The 15545-nt window shown below is 48.7% G+C and carries 15 protein-coding genes; 2 read left to right on the top strand and 13 right to left on the bottom strand.

From position 1 onward, the window contains the following. The 13 genes from GWC95_RS15975 to GWC95_RS16035 form a co-directional block, all read right to left on the bottom strand. The gene (locus GWC95_RS15975) at positions 1 to 1485 is read right to left on the bottom strand and encodes a complex I subunit 4 family protein (protein ID WP_161819716.1); all 1485 of its coding nucleotides are present in this window, start codon (positions 1483 to 1485) and stop codon (positions 1 to 3) included. A 7-nt stretch (positions 1486 to 1492) separates the two neighbouring features. Further along, complete coding sequence (gene nuoL, locus GWC95_RS15980) at positions 1493 to 3421, bottom strand: NADH-quinone oxidoreductase subunit L (RefSeq protein WP_161819717.1); 1929 nt, start codon at positions 3419 to 3421, stop codon at positions 1493 to 1495. Positions 3422 to 3425: 4 nt separating this feature from the next. Then, on the bottom strand, positions 3426 to 3740 hold the full coding sequence (nuoK, locus tag GWC95_RS15985) for an NADH-quinone oxidoreductase subunit NuoK (RefSeq protein ID WP_161819718.1): 315 nt from the start codon (positions 3738 to 3740) through the stop codon (positions 3426 to 3428). Continuing rightward, the gene (locus GWC95_RS15990) at positions 3737 to 4333 is read right to left on the bottom strand and encodes an NADH-quinone oxidoreductase subunit J family protein (protein WP_161819719.1); all 597 of its coding nucleotides are present in this window, start codon (positions 4331 to 4333) and stop codon (positions 3737 to 3739) included. Before GWC95_RS15990 ends, nuoK begins: the two co-directional genes overlap by 4 nt. After that, a complete protein-coding gene (locus GWC95_RS15995) occupies positions 4330 to 4806 on the bottom strand; it encodes a 4Fe-4S binding protein (protein ID WP_161819720.1) in 477 nt (158 codons plus the stop codon). Before GWC95_RS15995 ends, GWC95_RS15990 begins: the two co-directional genes overlap by 4 nt. Positions 4807 to 4897: 91 nt before the next feature. Further along, on the bottom strand, positions 4898 to 5974 hold the full coding sequence (nuoH, locus tag GWC95_RS16000) for an NADH-quinone oxidoreductase subunit NuoH (protein WP_161819721.1): 1077 nt from the start codon (positions 5972 to 5974) through the stop codon (positions 4898 to 4900). Between the two features lie 99 nt (positions 5975 to 6073). Then, complete coding sequence (locus tag GWC95_RS16005; protein WP_161819722.1) at positions 6074 to 7207, bottom strand: NADH-quinone oxidoreductase subunit D; 1134 nt, start codon at positions 7205 to 7207, stop codon at positions 6074 to 6076. 4 nt (positions 7208 to 7211) lie between these two features. Beyond that, positions 7212 to 7664 carry an NADH-quinone oxidoreductase subunit C gene (locus GWC95_RS16010; protein ID WP_161819723.1) on the bottom strand — a complete coding sequence of 151 codons (453 nt, stop codon included), beginning with the start codon at positions 7662 to 7664 and terminating at the stop codon, positions 7212 to 7214. An 8-nt stretch (positions 7665 to 7672) separates the two neighbouring features. Next, on the bottom strand, positions 7673 to 8218 hold the full coding sequence (locus GWC95_RS16015) for an NADH-quinone oxidoreductase subunit B (protein WP_161819724.1): 546 nt from the start codon (positions 8216 to 8218) through the stop codon (positions 7673 to 7675). Then, a complete protein-coding gene (locus GWC95_RS16020; protein ID WP_161819725.1) occupies positions 8209 to 8559 on the bottom strand; it encodes an NADH-quinone oxidoreductase subunit A in 351 nt (116 codons plus the stop codon). The genes GWC95_RS16015 and GWC95_RS16020 overlap by 10 nt, the downstream gene beginning before the upstream one ends. A gap of 115 nt (positions 8560 to 8674) precedes the next feature. Next, positions 8675 to 9130, bottom strand: a complete 456-nt coding sequence (locus GWC95_RS16025; protein WP_161819726.1) for a DinB family protein — start codon at positions 9128 to 9130, stop codon at positions 8675 to 8677. Between the two features lie 9 nt (positions 9131 to 9139). Beyond that, positions 9140 to 9829 carry an SDR family NAD(P)-dependent oxidoreductase gene (locus GWC95_RS16030; protein ID WP_161819727.1) on the bottom strand — a complete coding sequence of 230 codons (690 nt, stop codon included), beginning with the start codon at positions 9827 to 9829 and terminating at the stop codon, positions 9140 to 9142. 10 nt (positions 9830 to 9839) lie between these two features. Beyond that, complete coding sequence (locus GWC95_RS16035) at positions 9840 to 10388, bottom strand: YceI family protein (protein ID WP_161819728.1); 549 nt, start codon at positions 10386 to 10388, stop codon at positions 9840 to 9842. Positions 10389 to 10587: 199 nt separating this feature from the next. On the opposite strand from GWC95_RS16035, the gene GWC95_RS16040 reads away from it, so the two are divergent. Next, positions 10588 to 13008: a hypothetical protein gene (locus GWC95_RS16040; protein WP_161819729.1), complete on the top strand. Its 2421-nt coding sequence runs from the start codon at positions 10588 to 10590 to the stop codon at positions 13006 to 13008. A 133-nt stretch (positions 13009 to 13141) separates the two neighbouring features. After that, a complete protein-coding gene (locus tag GWC95_RS16045; protein WP_161819730.1) occupies positions 13142 to 15532 on the top strand; it encodes a hypothetical protein in 2391 nt (796 codons plus the stop codon). The last annotated feature ends 13 nt before the right edge of the window (positions 15533 to 15545 follow it).

Genomic DNA, 15545 nt, shown 5'->3' on the forward strand with positions numbered 1-15545 from the left:
TCATTTTGGAACAACCACGGCTCCCACCTGCCGCATAATATTCGTTGTCGACGGATGGATGAGTTGGTTGATGAGAAAAGGTGCAACACCCACAACCAGTATACCGGTCATCAACACGACCGCCGCTAATTTTTCGTTCCAGGTAGCGTCGTGCAATGATGCATAGGTTTCCTGCATCGGGCCCATTATTGTTTTACCTGCGGCGCGCAAAATGTATACGGCCGTTACAACAATAGATGCGCAAGCAAGTATGGTTGCGAGCCTGTACCATTTATCGGGGTTCTCCCAGGCGCCCATGAACACCGTCATCTCGGCAACAAAACCACTGAAGCCTGGCAAACCCAGTGAACACAGGCCCGCGATCACAAAAATGGTTGAAACAAAGGGCATCACTTTTAAAAGCCCGCCGAGTTGCGATACCATTCTTGTGTGCGTGCGGCTGTAGATCATACCGATCGCTGCAAAGAAAAGCGCGGTCATTAACCCGTGCGAAACCATCTGCAACACCGCGCCGTTGATGGATGTTTCAGTGAGCATCCCGATACCCAGTATCACAAAACCACAGTGGCTCACGGAAGAATAGGCATTGATGTATTTGAGGTCCGTCTGCATCATCGTAGCGAAAGCGCCGTAAATGATGGCGATGGTGGCGAGCAGGATGATGACCCATGCATAGGCATGCGCAGCATCCGGCATCAGGAAGGTGGCAACGCGCAGGCAGCCGTAACCACCAAGCTTCATAGAGATACCGGCAAGAAACATAGACGCAGCTGTGGGCGCAGAAGCATGTCCGTCTGGAACCCAGGTATGGAAAGGAAACAAGGCCGCAAAGATCCCGAAGCCGAGGAAAGCAAAGGGGAAAAAGAATTTCTGTACCTCAACCGGGATCTTCATGCGCGAGATCTCCATGATATCGAATGAATGGGTGTTGTAGTAAAGGCCCACCAACCCAACAAAAACCAATGCCGACCCGGCCATCAGCATCAGTGCAAGTTTCATGGCGCTGTATTCTTTTTTGCCACTGCCCCAGATGCCGATGAGTAAGAATTTTGGTATGACCGCTATTTCAAGAAAGAAAAACAAAGTGAAGAGATCGAGTGAAATAAAAAACCCGTAGGCGCCCAGGGAAAGCAATACAAGTAAAAAGAAAAATTCTTTGCTGAGTTTCTCCATTGTCCATGAAACAAGGATTCCGGCAACAACTACAGAGGCTGTGAGTAAGATCATGGCGAGGGAGATGCCGTCGACACCGGTGTGATAATTTACCTGCAGCGGCCTGAACCAGGTGTAACTCGTTTCAAACAGCATCAGCGCGCTGTTGCCGTTGTTCCTTTCCGCCATATACAGAAACAACAGCCACGCGCAAATACCCAGTTGTGCCACCGAACCCGTAAGCGCCACGGCACGCACCTGCTTCAACCCTTTGCAGAAAAGGATGGCGAGGGCTGTTGCCAACGGGAGAAGGACCAATAAAGACAGATTCATGCAATAATCATTTCCATAAGTAAATAAATAAAATGGCGAATGCGGCTATTCCTCCAAAGAAGAACAATGCGTAGCCCTGCACGCGGCCGGATTGTATCCCCTTGATCATCGTTGAAATCCTGACCGTGGTGGTGGCCGATAAGTTCACCAGTCCATCCACAATATTTTTATCGATCCACGCGATCGGCTGCCCGATGAGCGGGAAGATCACTTTCCTGGTAACAAACAGGTATAACTCATCCATGTAAAACTTCCTGTGTGCGGCGCGGTACAATGCGCCGAATGCCGCGGCCGCCCTGTTTGGTTTGTCGGATTGATTTTTATAAAACAATGCTGCTACCAGGATAGCGATCACTGTTAAAGCTACAGGTGCAATAAAAAACAAGGGAATGGTGTGCGTTTCCAAAGGAGCGCCCGTTGCGGTTACAAACCCAGGAAACGGAACAACACCCACAACAAGGGCGCAGAGGGCCAGGATAACCAGCGGCACTTTCATGGAAGCCGTTCCTTCGCCATGTGTATTGTGCCATTCTGTTGTACGGTTCCAAAAGATGGAGAAATACAACCGGAACATATAAAACGCAGTGAGCGCTGCAGTAAACAATGCAACACCATAAACCGCCTTGTTGGAATGGAACGCCGCAAGCAATATTTCCTCCTTACTGAAGAAACCCGCAAACGGTGGCACGCCCGCAATGGCAAGGCAACCTACCAGGAAAGCCGCATGCGTTACGGGCATGTACCTGCGCAATCCGCCCATGTCTTTCATTTCGTTGCTGTGAACAAAATGGATAACGGCGCCCGCACCTAAAAATAAAAGGGACTTAAAGAACGCATGCGTAAACAGGTGGAACATCGATGCCATGTACCCGAGGCCGGCTTCTCCTGTTTGCTTTGAAATGCCCAGTGCAAACATCATATATCCTATCTGCGACATGGTTGAATAGGCCAGCACTCTTTTGATATCCGTTTGCGTACACGCGATCACCGCAGCGAGCAGTGCAGAGAATGCACCTACCCAGGTAATGATGAGCATCACCGCCCCATCCATTGAAAATACAGGGAACAAACGCGCCACAAGGTATACACCGGCCACTACCATTGTTGCGGCATGTATCAATGCAGACACAGGCGTTGGCCCTTCCATTGCATCGGGCAACCAGATGTGCAGGGGGAACATCGCAGATTTACCTGCGCCGCCGATGAAGATCATGGTCAATCCCCAGGTGAGCGCCGAAACACCCAGGAAACCGGCGGTGGCAATGCCCGTGAACTCGGCGGTTTGGGTGGATGCCAACCGTTCGATCAGGACGCTGATGTCTAACGACCTTCCATAAAATGCGATGATGAGAATGCCGATGAGAAAACCAAGATCAGCAAACCGCGTAACGATGAATGCTTTTTTTGATGCCGCCACAGCAGATGGCTTCTCGAAATAATAACCTATCAATAAAAACGAAGAAACGCCCACAAGTTCCCAGAACATGTATACCTGGAACAGGTTGCCCGCCAGCACGAGGCCGAGCATTGAGAAAGTAAACAGCGACAAAAATGCGTAGTAGGTTGCAAAACGCGCTTCCCCTTTCATGTAACCAAGGCTGAAGATGTGCACCATCAGCGAAACAAAGGTTACTATTACCAGCATCATCACCGAAACAGGGTCCACGATGATGCTCATGTCTATTGACACACCGGGCGAAAAACCCAGCCATGTGTATTTGAATGCGGTGATCTTCTGGTAAATGCCATTCACTTTTCCATCCACAAAAAAATACTGCTTTGCAGCAATGAACGAAAGTATGGTTGATGCAAGCAAAGACGCGGTACCGATGAAGCCGGCGCTGCTCCTGAAATATTTCCGGCCGAACAATCCCAGCAACACGAAGGCCAGGAGAGGCAACAGCGGGATCCAGATCAGGTAAGAATAGTTGGGCATCGTTTTAAAATTTCATTTGTGTTGCATCTTCCACATCGATCGACCTGTGTGTACGGTATAGGTTGATGATGATCGCAATGGCCACGGCCGCTTCTGCAGCGGCAATGGTGATGATGAAAATGGTAAAGAAAATTCCGTCCAGCTTATCTGGATACAGGTATTTATTGAAAGCTACAAAATTGATATTGGTGCTGTTCAGCATCAACTCAACAGACATCAGCATGGTGATCATGTTCCGCCGCGTAAACAATCCATACATGCCAATGCAAAACAAGGCAAGGCTTACAAAGAGTATATGTGAAAGCGGAACGCTGCTCATTCGTTGTCCGGATTTTGTAGGGTTGAGAAATCTGAATGTATCATCAGTTTTGCTTCGCGTTCCGGTTCCTGCATTTCTTCCTTGTCTTTATCTTTCATCGCAATTACGATACACCCGATCATCGCTGCCAGTAACAACATGCTCACTACTTCAAAGGGGAGTATGTACCCATGTTCCGTGGTACTTAACATCTGCGTTCCGATCTCTCCCACCGATGCATTGAGTGGCTCCACAATCGTGGTGGGAAAACGGTAGCGGTCAACCAGCGAATAGATGAATGTGAGTCCAAACACGGCTGCCAGTAAAGAAAAAACCACTTTTTTCGTGCGGGGTTTCTGCATCTCTTTTCCTGATTGCTGTGTAAGAAAGATAGAGAAGATGATCAGCACTACGATACCACCTACGTATACGATGATCTGAACGGCGGCGATGAACTCCACCTGCATCCAGAAATACAAAGCGGCAATGCCTATGAGTGAAAACAGCAGCCATATGGCCGAACGGAAAATCTTCCGGGAGGTAACCGCGAGCAGTCCCGCACCCAAAACAAGGGCTGAGATCAGGTAAAATATAACAGCGGCAGCACTCATCATTCAACGCCCTCCCTGATTTTTGAACCCGGTAAATTTAATTTCTTGGTGAGCTTGCTCCTGTCGAACACACTGTGTTCAAAGTTCTGGGCCATGCGTATTGCATCGGTAGGACAAGCCTCGATACACAGGTTACACATGGTACAGAGCTCAAGGTGATAGATGAATGTATCCACTGCTTTTTTTCTTTTTCCTTCAGGGTTCACATCAAACTTCGTGATCACTTTGATCGTCCCATTCGGGCAGGCCAGTTCACACGCCGTGCAGCCTGTGCAGGCGTGTTCGTTGTTCTCATCATGCGGCATTACCACCTCGCCCCGAAAACGGCTCGCGAGTTGCAAGGTATCCCGGTTGTCGGGATACTGCTGGGTAATGATCTCCTTTGGGTGAAAGAAATAATACCCCGTCTTCCTCATCCCCTTCAATAATGAAGAAACACCGGTGTACACTTCTTTTATGTAGTTTTTAAGGAACATTTATTTTCTGTTTTTAAATGGCACACCAACTTTAATTAGGAATTAGGAATTAGTATTTATTAATTATTAATTCCTAATTCCTAATTCCTAATTAAAAGTGCCATTTCATTATCGCCACCACAGTCACCAATAACAAGTTGAACAGGCTTATCGGCAACAGGTATTTCCATTCCAGGTTCAGCAGTTGGTCAACGCGCAGGCGCGGGAACGTCCAGCGGAACCACATGATGAGGAAGATGAGAAAAAATGTTTTTCCCATAAACCAGACGGATGATGGTATGTAATCCATCAACTGATTAAATCCCTCCCAATTGCCGAAATGCAAAGGCATCCATCCTCCTAAAAACAGCGTGGCACCAATGGCACACAAGATGAATATATTGATGTATTCGGCAAGGAAGAAGAGCGCGAAACGCATACCGGAATATTCTGTATGAAAACCCGCGGTCAATTCCGATTCCGCTTCCGCGAGGTCGAACGGCGCCCGGTTTGTTTCTGCGGTTACGGCTACCAGGAACAAGACAAACGAGATCACAGCGGGAACATGCCCCTTGAACAACCACCAGCCGTCGCGCTGCGATTCAATGATATCAGAGATCTGCAGGCTTCCTGTTAAAACCACGATGGATAAAATGGCGAGTCCTGCAGACAACTCATAACTTACGATCTGTGCACCGCTGCGCATGGCGCCGAGTAAGGAGTATTTGTTGTTGCTGGCCCATCCAGCCATAAGAATGCCAATAACCGAAAGCGATGAAACTGCGGAAACATACAGCACGCCTATGTTGATGTCCCAGATCTGGAACCCTTTTGCAAAGGCGATGGGTGCGAGCAGCAACATTGCCACGGTAATAACGACAAAGGGTGCGAGGTTAAATAAAAATTTGTCTGCCAGATCGGGCGTGAGGCCCTCTTTCATCAACAACTTCAACGTATCCGCAACCGTCTGCAGCATTCCACCGGGCCCAACACGGTTAGGGCCCAAACGGATCTGTATATGGGCCGCCACTTTTCTTTCCATCAATACCAACACCAAACCCAGTACCGCAAACAATGTTGTTACCAGCAATATCACGATCAGGCACTCCAGCATCAATGCGGATGTTGGGGTGAATGTATCGTATAGCCAGTTTTGAACAGAGCCGGTTATGGTTTCGAATGAAGGCATGTTCTGTTTGAAATCGGGTTTGGTTATTTATCTGTTTGCGATCTATTATATGTTTTTGATTCGATACCGACCTTTCATTTCACTCCTGACTTCTCACTGTTACCTGTCGATATCGGGTATTACCAGGTCGAGCGTTCCCATCGTTGCCATCAGGTCGCCGATCTTGCTGCCTTTTGCCATGTGGCCGAGGGCAGACAGATTGGAGAAGCCGGGTGAACGGAACTTGATCCGGTAGGGTGTTGTTCCGCCTTCGCTCACAATGTATACGCCAAACTCGCCGCGGGCGGTTTCTACCCTTGTATAAAATTCTCCTTTGGGTGGTTTAAGCACGGCCTTTGTTTTTGCCTGGAAATCGCCGTCGGGAATGTTGTCGATGAGTTGTTCAATGATCCTGACCGACTGGTTCATCTCGCGCACGCGCACCATGTACCGTGCAAATGAATCGCCGGCGGTTTCAAGCACTTCGTCAAATTCTACCGCATCGTAAACTTCGTAAGGATAGATCTTCCTGATATCGCAATGCACACCACTTCCCCTGGCAACAGGGCCGGTGCAGCCGTACGAGATGGCATCTTCTTTTGACAAGACGCCCACGCCCTTCATCCTGTTCTGGAAGATCACGTTGTTGGTAACGAGATCCTCGTATTCGGTTACCTTGGTTTTGAATTGCTTCACAAATGCTTTCACCTTCGTTACAAAATCCGGATGCAGATCGTACATCACCCCGCCCGGAACAATGTAGTTCATGGTGAGCCTCGCGCCGCAGGTGTCTTCCATGATCTCTGTGATCATCTCTCGCTCGCGGAAGGCGTAGAAGAACGGGGTAAAAGCGCCCAGGTCCATCGCCATGGCACCAAGCCACAGTTCGTGTGAGGCGATGCGCGTGAGTTCCGACATCAGTACGCGGATCACTTTGGCGCGTTGCGGCACTTCTATCTGCAAGGATTTTTCGGTATTGTGGGCGCAGCAAAGATTGTTGATGTGCGATGAGAGATAATCCATCCTGCTCGTTACATAAATGAACTGGCGGTAACTCAGGCTCTCACACATCTTTTCAATGGAGCGGTGGATGTACCCGAGGTGGGGCTCAATCTTTCTGATCGTTTCCCCTTCCAATGTAATCACAAGATGGAGCACGCCGTGCGTGGCCGGATGCTGCGGGCCTACATTGATCACCAGCTCGCCGCCGGTATCTGTTGTAGTGTCGCATATGACCTCGGTTTGCGAATACATTGGTTTATAATTTTATCATGTTGATCGGGTCCTCAAAATCTTTCCGCAAAGGATATCCATCGAAATCATCTGTCAATATCAACCTGCGCAGATCGGGATGGTTGTGAAATTTCACCCCGAACAACTCAAATGTTTCGCGCTCGTGAAATTCCGCGGTTCGCCAGATATCGCAAACGGTTTCAATTACGGGATCGTTCCTGTCGAGATTTGCTTTTACCACAACACAATGGCGGTGCACCGTTGAAGAAAGATGGTACACCATGGTGAGATGCGTTTTCCAGTCAACACATGTAAGACAAAACAAATAATCAAACCCCAAAGAAGAATAACGGAGCGATTTGGCAAGTTGCATCCAGTTGCCCGGCTCCACCAGTATGGTGAGCCACTCACCGGTTTCATCGTACGCAGCCGACGGAAGCGATGCTGTAATGTGTTCTTTGATGGCTTCGTTTGTCATACTGCTTGTTAACCTTCTTTTGATTCGTTCCTGATCTGTTCTCTTGTCAGCCCGCTTTTTATTTTTCCCTGTAAAGTGATCAATGCGTGAAGCAAGGCTTCCGGTCTTGGTGGGCATCCGGGTATGTATACATCAACCGGGATGATGTGGTCCGCTCCTTTCACTACAGAATAGGTGTTGTAAAAGAAGGGCCCGCCGCTGATGGCACATGCGCCCATGGCAACCACGTACTTTGGATCGGCCATCTGGTCGTACAAACGTTTCAATACCGGGCCCATTTTGTTCACGATCGTTCCCGCGATGATGATCACATCGGCCTGTCGCGGCGTGGCGCGTGCCACTTCGAAACCGAATCTTGAAAAATCATATTTGGAAGAAGCGGTAGACATCATTTCGATTCCGCAGCAGCTGGTGGCGAATGTGAGTGGCCACAGTGAGTTGGAGCGTGCCCAGTTGATCAGTGCATCAAAACTGCTGATCACGATGCCGCCACCGGGTGTGGGATGGATCTCCCCGGGAAAATCGGATTGTACAGGCGGTTGCGTCAGCTCCATTTCAGTGCTCCTTTTTTATGCGCGTATAAAAAACCCATGAAAAGAATAAAGAGAAAAACAAGGATCTCTGCAAGCGCCGTCATGCCCATTTTCTTAACCACAACGGCCCATGGGTAGAGGAACACAAGTTCCACATCAAAAATCAAAAACAACAAAGCAAAAAGGTAATAACCAACATGAAACTGTTGCCAGGGCGAGGTTTCGGTAGGAATGCCACATTCGTAAGCCTGCCCTTTCTGGGCGTTGTACGTTTTTTTTACCAGCAGTTTTCCAACGATGATACCGCCGGCGGAAAAAAGTATCGCGGCAATCGTAAGGGCAATCAGTGCTATCGCTCCCATGGCAATCGTTTTGTTTAGGAAATGCGAACCTGCTCAACTGTAAAGTACGAATAAATCAGATCAAACGATCCGGCTGCGGTTTGTGTGGAAAAGGAGTGAATAGAACGGGCAAGGGTCAGGCCGCTTCCACAACACGGCGGTGGTAATTGATCTGCCCCAGGTGGTATCCCAAATGAAAAAGCAGGTGAACAAGAAAGAAACCGGTGGTCATGTCCTTCCTATCGTCGAAAACATTTTCGGGATAGGGTTTGTCCAGGTCCGCGGGCTGTAATGCACCCAGCGTTCTTACCACAACAGCGATCGTGGTATCGATCCCATGGTTCAATGTTTCCAGCGGAACATCCTTGCTGCTGAATTCTGCGGGCCGGTTGCGCTGGTAACCGCTGCCGCCCAGTACATGGCCAATATAATGCTGCAGGTTTCCGAGTAAATGAAGTGTGAGATTGCCGGCAGTGTTGGCGGTGCCTTCTATGATGCGCCAACGGTTCTTTTCATCGGTGTAGGCATTGATCTCCGTTTTTAATTTGAGCAGGTCGCGTTCGAACAGTACGGCAAGGTCTTTGGCAAGCATGGTTGTGAATTAGGCGTTGTTGTATACTTTTAAAACGGCTTCGCGGATCACTTCGCTTTTATCGGAAACAACAAATTCAAGTATCTCCGCCAGCGCAGCAGGTTTTACCCAAATCTCCGGATCTGTGTTGGGCATGCTCTTGCGGTTCAGCGGCGTATCCAATGTAGAAGGCGCAACCACTGTGGCCGTAATGTTGCTGCCCTTGTTTTCGGCGTTGATGTATTCTGCGAGTTTGAAAAGAAGCGATTTGGACAATCCATACGCCACCATATCCTTGCCCTGCGATGCTTCAATGGCCGGCCTTGCGCCGATGAACACCAGTCTGCCTGCCCCATGCGCTTTCATATGCTGCAATACCGGCTGCGTTACATGGTAGGCTGTTTTGAAATTGAGGGAAATCTGTTTATCGATGTCTGCAACAGCCGTTGCATCGATCCCGCCCATCGCGAAGCCGCCAACAAGCATCAGGGCGGCATCTATCTTTTCGTATTGGCGGATAACAGAAGCGATGAAGCCGGCGGTTGCACCGTCGTCAGACAAATTCACTACGCGCACATCAAGGTTGGTGTGACTGATGAATTCTGCGATCATCTTTTCTTCGAATACCGTGGCGATGACCCGGTAGCCTTTGTTGAGAAAAGTTTGTGTTACCGCAGTTCCGAGATTGCCGTTGGCACCTGTGATGATCACTGTTTTCATGAGCTGGATATTATATTTTCTTCGCAAATACGCTGAGTGAAAGCTGCATGCCGTCTGATAAAACAAGGCTGCCCTCCCCTATCTTAAAATCACGCCGGTTGACCCTGCATTCGCCGCTGAACAGGAGTCCGTCGTTTTTAGCAACCGCGGTAAAAGGGATGCTGATGTCCTTGCTGATGCCCCGTATCGTAAGCGTTCCCTTAACGGTGTAGGCGCCCGGCCTCATTTGTGTTACCTGCTTCGAAACAAAACCGATGCGCGGATGGGCGCCGGTATTAAGGTATTCTTCGCCACGCAGGTTCTCATCGCGTACGTCTATCCCGGTGCTAACGGTACGGGCATCGAGGCTGATGTTGAAAGAGGCGGTTTTGAGATCGGCAGGATTGAAGCTGATCTCGCCCTCAAGGCCCGTGAGTACGGCTTCCACATCCATGCCGGCATTTTTCACCGTCACTTTTACGGAAGAGGATTTGTCAACGGGATGGTACGATTGTGCAAAGGCCGGCCTCCCATACGCCAATAAAAACACACAAAGGAACACCGGTACCATTCTGGCCATCTTGCACTTTTTTGATCTTTAAATTTACGGTGGGGCGGCGATTTGCGGCGATTTAGTTTTTTGCCGGCCAGGCCGGTAAATCCTAAAAAATGTTAATGCCTGGTTAATGTGGGCCGTAAACCCGCGTTAGCCTATTTCTTGCGGAAAAATACCGTTGATCCTTTAACTTGCATTTATCTAACACGTAATATTCCACTGGATGAAAAACCATTTTTTCCGTTTACTGGCCGTGGCATTCACCTTCGTTTTTATTGCAAAAGGTTCTGCGCAGGTTGATTCGATGATCACGGTGTATGCTGAACAATTTCCTGCTGAAAAGATCCATGTTCATTTTGACAAAACGATCTACAACAAAGAAGAAACCATCTGGTATAAAATATACATCCTGCAAAACAGCAGCGAACTCACCAACCTCAGTAAGAATGTTTACGTGGAATGGTACGACACTACCGGCCGGCTCATCAAACAAACCGTTGCGCCGCTGTACCAGTCTACCGCCAAAGGCTCCTTCGACATTCCTGCCGAATACAGGGGCAACAACATCCACATGAAAGCGTTTACGCGCTGGATGCTGAACGACGACCCCGCCTTCAGCTACGAAAAAGAACTGCTGGTAAACACCAGCACCGTAAGAACCACATCGCGCCCGGCGCCCAATAAAACCAAGGTAGAGATCTTTCCTGAAAGTGGTTTTTTGATACAGGGTTTGAATACGCGCATCGCATTCAAGGCCACCAACCAGTTCGGTAACCCCGTTTTTATAAAAGGGCTGCTGGTAGACGAAAAAAACAAAACACTCGACACCCTTAAAGTAAAGCACGATGGCATGGGCAGTTTTTACCTGATGCCGGATGGACAAACGCAGTACCGAATCAACTGGACAGACGAGAACGGCGTAACCGGTTCTACCCCTGTGCCCGTTACAAAAAAACAGGGAGCGAAGATCTCGGTTAAAACAACCAACGACAAGGCAAAGTTCCAGGTGGAGCGTACGGATGATGTACCCGAAAATTTCAAGCACATGACTTTGCTGGTCCACATGAACCAGAATCCCTATTACAAGATCAGCCTCAATCTTTCGGAAAGAACAAACCTGAATGCCGAAGTGCCGATCGATGAAATGCCAACCGGCGTTCTGCAATTCACGCTGTTCACATCAGACTGGGTGCCGGTGGCGGAGCGGATCGTGTTCATCAACAACCGCATGCACGAGTTCAATGCAAAAGTGACGGCGCCTATCATCAACCTGAACAAAAGAGGAAAAAACGTTTTTGAGGTTTTTGTGCCGGATACCTTGTTTGCAAACATGTCGCTCGCAGTTACCGATGCCGCACTGAACCCGCCCGACCAAAACACCATCTACTCCGATATTTTATTAAGCAGCGAGATCAGGGGAAAAATATACAACCCCGGCTACTATCTCGCCAGCGATGCAGACTCGGTAACCGCACACCTGGATCTTGTAATGATGACGAATGGATGGCGCAGGTTTGATTGGGAAAAGATCAAAGCCAATACGCCGCCGAAAGTTACCTATCCTGTTGAAACGGAGTATATGAAAATGGAAGGAAAGGTATTGGGCCTGAAACCCGGATCGAGCAGCGTACCCATTGTGCTCAACATGATCGTGGTAGGAAAAGACAGCAGCAAACAATTTCTTTTTACGCCCGTTGAAAAAGACGGAAGCTTTCAGCAGCGCATGTTCTTTTACGATACGGCGCGTGTTTATTATACATTCAACCAGAATAAAAAACTGTCTGAGACCACGCAGGTGCAGTTTGACAATGGCTTGTTGCGCCAGCAGGCAAAAACGATTCAGCTCGACAACTCACGTTCTTTTGTGTGGAACGACAGCGTTGCACAGGCAAGACTGAACCAGCTTTTGATGGAACAGGAACTGCTCAAAAAGCGGATGGCCTCTTCTACACTACAGGAAGTAATTGTGAAGACAAGAACAAAATCAAAGGAACAGATCCTGGACGAAAAATATTCAACGGGGTTGTTCTCCGGTGGAGATGCGCAGACCTTTGACCTGACCGATGATAAAATGATCGGATCACAGGACATCATCGCCTATCTGCAGGGCCGTGTAGCAGGATTGCAGATCAGCGGCCAGGGCGCAAACGCAACCATGACCTGGCGCGGCGGCACACCCGATCTTTTTGTGAACGAATCGCCTTCCGATATGGATATGGTTACGGGTATCCCGGTTACCGATATCGCCATGGTGAAAGTTTTCCGTCCGCCGTTCTTTGGCGCAGCAGGCGGCGGCGGCGGCGGAGCGATCGCCATCTACCTGAAGAAAGGCGCCGACGGAAGAAAGGCCGACCCCAATGCAAAAGGGCTCGACAATGCACTGCTGGGCGGGTACTCGAGGTTCAAGGAATTTTACAATCCTAGTTATGAGAAGCCAACAGATGGTTCTGCAGATCCCGACAGCCGTACCACGCTTTACTGGAACCCCTACATCATCACCAATAAAAAAAGCCCGCGTGTAAGGGTGCAGTTCTTCAACAACGACTTCACTAAAAAATTCCAGGTAGTACTTGAGGGCATCAATGCAAAAGGAAAAATGGTGAGAGTGGTAAGAATGATCGATGCGGCCACAAAAGCCGATTGATTGATCGACGATGTTATGAGCGCTGCCTTATCGCGGGAACGCGCGGTATGGCATTAACAAATATTAACTTACCGCAACATCTATTAACCTCCATTTAAGAGGATATATCAAACACATATGATATATTCATTAAATGAAACCAAAACTCCTGCGCGCCGCAGCTGCCTTACTTTTTACATTTTTTGTTGCGCAACTTTCTGCGCAGGACATCGATTCGATGATGGCTATGTATGCGGAGAAGCTGCCACTCGAAAAAATGCACATCCATTTCGATAAAAACATTTACAACAAAGCAGAAACGGTTTGGTACAAGGTATACATTCTTCACAGCGCCGAAACCTCCATGCCCAGCAAGAACGTGTACCTTGAATGGTACGATGCAGACGGAAAGATGATCAAACAAACAGTGGCACCGCTGATCCAGTCCACTGCCAAAGGTTCGTTCGATATACCCACGGATTACAAAGGAGAAAACCTCACCGTACGCGCTTTCACAAAATGGATGCTGAACGATGATCCCGCATTTGCTTATGAAAAGCAGTTACCCGTTAACAACGGATCCCTGCAACGGCCCGCGAGGCCGGCGGCACAAAAAACTAAATTTGAAATTTTTCCCGAAGGCGGTTTTCTTGTACAGGGATTGAACACCCGCATCGCGTTCAAAGCAACCAACCCTTATGGCCAGCCTGTTTTTGTGAAGGCTATATTGGTAGACAATACGGGCAATACCATTGATTCGTTTGCTGCAAGGCACGATGGCATGGGTAGTTTCTATCTCAACCCGTTGCCACAGCAATCCTACAAAATAAACTGGACAGATGAGAACGGCGTTGCCGGCAGCACCCCTGTTGAAGTTTCAAAAACAGACGGGGCAAGGCTCGACATCAAAACAACGCCGGATAAGGCGCGGTTCCAGGTAGACCGTACCGCAACGGCGACGGGTAATTTCAAACACATGACCCTGCTTGTTCACATGAACAAGATAGCGCTGTACCGCGTTAACATCAATGCCGCGGAGAAAACAACACTCACGGGTGATCTCCCGATCGCGAATTTGCCGGCGGGAATATTGCAGTTCACTTTGTTCACTTCCGACCAGATTCCTGTTGCCGAACGCATCGTATTCATCAACAAACAAACATACAGGTTCAATACCACAATATCCGCACCGGTTCGCGGGCTGGCAAAGCGCGCAAAAAATGTTTTAGAGATCGCTGTTGATGATACAACATTGAGCAATATGTCGATTGCAGTAACAGACGCATCGTTGACTGGAGCCGGCGACGAATCGATCTTTTCGGATATGTTGCTGAGCAGTGAGATCAAAGGTAAGATCCACAACCCTGCTTATTATTTCTCAAACGATGCAGACAGCGTAAAGGATCACCTGGATCTCGTGATGCTGACCAATGGATGGCGGCGGTTCGACTGGGAGCAGATCAAAAAACAAGTACCGCCCAAAATTTCTCATGTTGCCGAAACGGAGTACATGAAGCTGAAGGGAAAGGTTTCCGGGTTGAAACGCAATTCGGAGGCTTCTATGAACCTCATCATGCGTACCAAAGACAGCAGCAGGCAATTTGTTGTTGTGCCGATTGACAAAACAGGAAGTTTTTCGCAGGATGTATTTTTTTATGATACCGCCAGGGCATACTATTCGTTCACCGATCCAAAATTGAACGGCGTAGCCAAAGCGCAGTTTGAAACAGGTTTGATGAAACCTGAGCCAGGTAAAAAAATAACAGTGGCAAACAATACATCCTCTTCGTGGAGCGACAGTCTTGCAAAATCGAAACTCGACGTGATTCTTGCCGAACAGGAGCTGCTGCGTAAAAAAATGTCGGAGGCAACCCTGCAGGAGGTTACCGTAAATACAACCGCGAAAACAAAGGAACAGGTGTTGAGCGAAAAATATTCAACGGGTTTCTTCGCAAGAAACGAGGCCGCCATCTTTGATCTTACAGACAGCCGGTACATCACCGCACAAAATGTTTTTGAGTACTTGCAGGGAAAAGTTCCCGGGCTGGAAATACGCGGTGCAAACATCGGATGGCGCGGTTTTGAAACGTCGTTGTTCCTGAATGAAATGCAACTCACAAGCGAAAGCAAGCAAACCATACTCGACCTGCCGATGAACGAAGTGGCCATGATCAAAGTATTCCGCCCGCCCTTTATGTTCGCCACAGGCGGAGGCCGCGGTGGCGCGGTAGCTGTTTGGACCAAAAAAGGCGGCGACGACAAATGGGTGAAAGACGAAGCAGCAGGGCTTGAAAACGCAATGATCACCGGTTATACACAGTTCAGGGAATTTTACAGCCCTTCTTACGAAACGCCCGATGCGAATGCAACGCCGCAAGACAAACGCGTAACGCTTTATTGGAACCCTTATGTGGTTACAGTGGGCAAGAGCACAAAGGTCCAGGTTGAATTTTACAACAACGACATCACCAAAAAATTCCAGGTGGTGCTGGAAGGCATTAATGAAGCGGGAAAGATGACGAGAGTGGTAAAGACAATTGAATAAGACCGCAGGCGGG

The sequence above is a fragment of the Sediminibacterium roseum genome (genome assembly GCF_009939005.1).
Lineage (GTDB): Bacteria > Bacteroidota > Bacteroidia > Chitinophagales > Chitinophagaceae > Sediminibacterium > Sediminibacterium roseum.